The sequence below is a fragment of the Candidatus Protochlamydia sp. W-9 genome (assembly GCF_001950615.1).
In the GTDB taxonomy this organism is placed as follows: domain Bacteria; phylum Chlamydiota; class Chlamydiia; order Chlamydiales; family Parachlamydiaceae; genus Protochlamydia; species Protochlamydia amoebophila.
The window spans coordinates 1-3,226 of record NZ_BCPZ01000008.1; the positions used below are offsets into that span (position 1 = coordinate 1).

The following is a 3,226-nucleotide window of genomic DNA, read 5'->3' on the forward strand; positions in this document are numbered from 1 at the left end:
TATATAAATTTTAAATTATAAAAACAAATTCAATAAATTAAAAAAAATAGACAAAGGGATGTTAGTAAAATATTTACAGGGAATATTATTTATAATAAATAAATTAATTTCCCTTTTTGTTTAGCTTCGAAGAACAAATTAAAATATATAAAGCTACAAATCATATAAGCTTATAGGAAGATTTGAAAAAACACATCCTTTAATGCGTAGAATTGGGATTAATACACGTGTATTTTTAAAACTTTATTTTCTTTAAGCTTCGGGCCCATTATTCCGAAAATATTCGATACGTCTGTAATTTTTTTGAGAACCGTAAGAAGCAAAAATTTTACTCATTCTCTTCCGCATTTTTACCGAAAATAAATAAAATTTTTCTAAAAATTATTTTAATAATTTATTGTTGGTGCACAAATTTTATTATTTTAATATTAAAAATTTGAATTTCCTTGTAAATATTTTCCCAATTAAATTTGAAATATTATAAAGTTAATTAAATATTATTAATAAACTAAAAAAAAGAGAATTTTATGCAATTAAAATTTATAAATGGCCACGCTCCTAGCAACTACTCTGCCCTTTCTTCTAGCATGGATTCAAAATTAAGCCAAAATAAAATAATCAATGGTAAAGCGTACATTCTTTTAGGAAGCTTTGAAAAAACATATCCGCTAGTGCGCAGAATTTGGGTTGGAATCCGTGCATTTTGCAATTCTCTATTTTCTTTAAAAGTCGGGCTTTTTTCTGAAAGTGCTCGGGAAGATTGGAAGTCTTTTTGGAGCGGTAAAAAATGTAAAATTATTTACTCTTCTTCTCCCCCATTTTTACCGACTAAAAATCTGGCAGACCAAGGCGATGCAAAAGCTCAATACAAACTCGGATTGATGTATGATGAAGGCTGTGGTGTGACACAATCAAAGCAAGAGGCTTTTAAATATTTTAAATTCGCTGCTGATCAAGGCGACGCAACGGCTCAGTGCCAACTTGGAGTCATGTATGATGAAGGCTGTGGTGTGACACGCTCAGAGCAAGAGGCTTTTAAATATTTTAAACTCGCTGCCGTACAAGGCTATGCAATGGCCCAATATAAACTTGGAATCATATATGGCTATGGAAGCTGTGTTACAAATTCAGAGCAAGAGGCTTTTAAATATTACAAACTCGCTGCCGATCAAGGCCATGTAATGGCTCAATATAGCCTTGGATTAGCGTATGCTTATGGATGGGGCGTTATACATTCAGAGCAAGAGGCTTTTAAATATTTTAAACTCGCTGCTGATCAAGGCCATGCAAAGGCTCAATATCAACTCGGAGATACGTATAAAAATGGGCGAGGTGTTAAGCGATCAAAGCAAGAGGCTATTAAATATTACAAACTCGCAGCTGATCAAGGCCATGCAGATGCTCAATATCGTCTTGGAGTCATGTATGATAAAGAACAAAATGTTATGCAATCAAAGCAAAAGGCTTTTAAATATTTTAAACTCGCTGCTGATCAAGGCCATGCAGATGCTCAATACTTTGTCGGAATGATGTACCAAAAAGGAAGAGGCGTTTCTCCATCAGAAGAAGAGGCTATTAAATATTACAAACTTGCTGCCAAACAAGGCGATACAATGGCAGCAAATAAAATTAACTCTATAATTTCTCGACAGAACTAGCTAAATTGAGGTAAAATCATCATTTATATTTCAGTAAATTAAAAAGAAAATTATAGGCAATAAGAAATTTATAGGCAACTTTCCCCTAAATAATTTGTTTTTTCTTTTCGAATCTAGATTGGGCAAATAAAGCAATGTTAAAATCTATGTAATCTTTGAAATTTTGGAAAAAGAGCATTTTTAAAGTGCAGAAGAATTATGCATTTGAAATACATAAGGCTTTTAAAACTTTATTTTCTGTAGGATTTGGGCTTTTTTTTGAAACAGTTAGAGAAGATTGGAAATCTCTTTGGAATGGTAGAAAAAATAAAGTTATTTACAGCTCCTCCCCATTTTTAGCTACAAAAATTTTAGTAAAGCAAGGAAATGCAACTACTCAATACAAGCTTGGAGTTATGTATTTAGAAGGAAAAGGTACTATCCAGTCTCATCAAAAAGCTGTAAAATATTACCAACTTGCTGCGAAGCAAGGTAATGCAAGTGCTCAATATATCCTCGGAACCTTGTATGCACATGGTATGCACATGGTATGCACATGGACAAGGTGTTCCACAATCTTACCAAAAAAGTTTTGAATATTTTCAACTCGCTGCCAATCAAAATCATGCAGATGCTCAGAATAATCTTGGACTCCTGTTTGCAAATGGATGGGGCATTACCCAGTCTGATCAAGAAGCTGTAAAATATTACCAACTTGCTGCTAAACAAGGAAACGCTCTTGCTCAATGCAGACTCGGAATAATGTATGCAGAGGGCCTAGGTGTCCCGCAATCTGATCAAGAAGCGGTTAAATACTTTCAACTCGCTACCAATCAAGGTGATTTAATTGCTCAGCAAAATCTTAAAGTTATGAATGAAAATGGCCAAAATGTTACATAATAAGAATTTATTTTCTTTAGGAATTAGGCTTTTTCGGAAGATATTAGAGAGTAGATTGAGAGGAAGACTTTTTGGAACAGCAAGAAAATTATTTATACTTTCCATTCCTTTTTATCCGTTAGAATTTTAGCAGATTAAAATGATGCAAATGCTCATATAAGCTCGAATTTATGTACGCACGGGATCCGAGCCATCATACAATTCTATCAAATAAGAGGGTATTATCAACTCGCTGCCGATTAAGGCAACATAAGAGCTCAAAAGAACCTTAGAACCATGCGCGAAAAAGGATGCATTGTATAATGTATGTAGCGGGGGCAAAATTAGCTGTAGATAATATTTACTTCACTGCTAATTGCTGAAATCATCTGAATAATTTAAAATTAAATTATATGCAATTACATAAATTTATACAAAAAATAGGACTTATATTATAAAAATAAAATTTGATTTAAAAGTTTTTTGTTTATTAATCCCTTATTTTTTTACAATTAAAAAATCAATACTAAGAAAATAAAATTTGCCAGTAGGTAATTGATATCTTTAATTTGACTTAAAAATTTTTATAAAAATTAAATTTGAAGAATAATAACTAATAAAATAAATTTGCCAACAAATCAAATCGAAGATATCTTAATATTGGGTAAGTTTGGAGTTATGTAGGTAAAGAAACGCAACTCCTCATAATC

At 32.0% G+C, this 3,226-nt stretch carries 3 protein-coding genes; all 3 read left to right on the top strand.

Features of this window, described 5'->3' with window-relative positions:
* The first annotated feature begins 527 nt into the window (after positions 1-527).
* Positions 528-1,658, top strand: coding sequence for a tetratricopeptide repeat protein (locus BU804_RS00140; RefSeq protein ID WP_075882497.1), 1,131 nt, complete (start codon positions 528-530; stop codon positions 1,656-1,658).
* 185 nt (positions 1,659-1,843) lie between these two features.
* Positions 1,844-2,233, top strand: a complete 390-nt coding sequence (locus BU804_RS14315; RefSeq protein WP_075882498.1) for a tetratricopeptide repeat protein — start codon at positions 1,844-1,846, stop codon at positions 2,231-2,233.
* A complete protein-coding gene (locus BU804_RS14320; RefSeq protein WP_226996069.1) occupies positions 2,139-2,537 on the top strand; it encodes a tetratricopeptide repeat protein in 399 nt (132 codons plus the stop codon). Before BU804_RS14315 ends, BU804_RS14320 begins: the two co-directional genes overlap by 95 nt.
* Positions 2,538-3,226 lie beyond the last annotated feature (689 nt).

Bases quoted from the DNA above. Each gene is read 5' to 3' on its own strand.
- BU804_RS00140 (WP_075882497.1), top strand. From the start codon at position 528: ATGCAATTAAAATTTATAAATGGCCACGCTCCTAGCAACTACTCTGCC.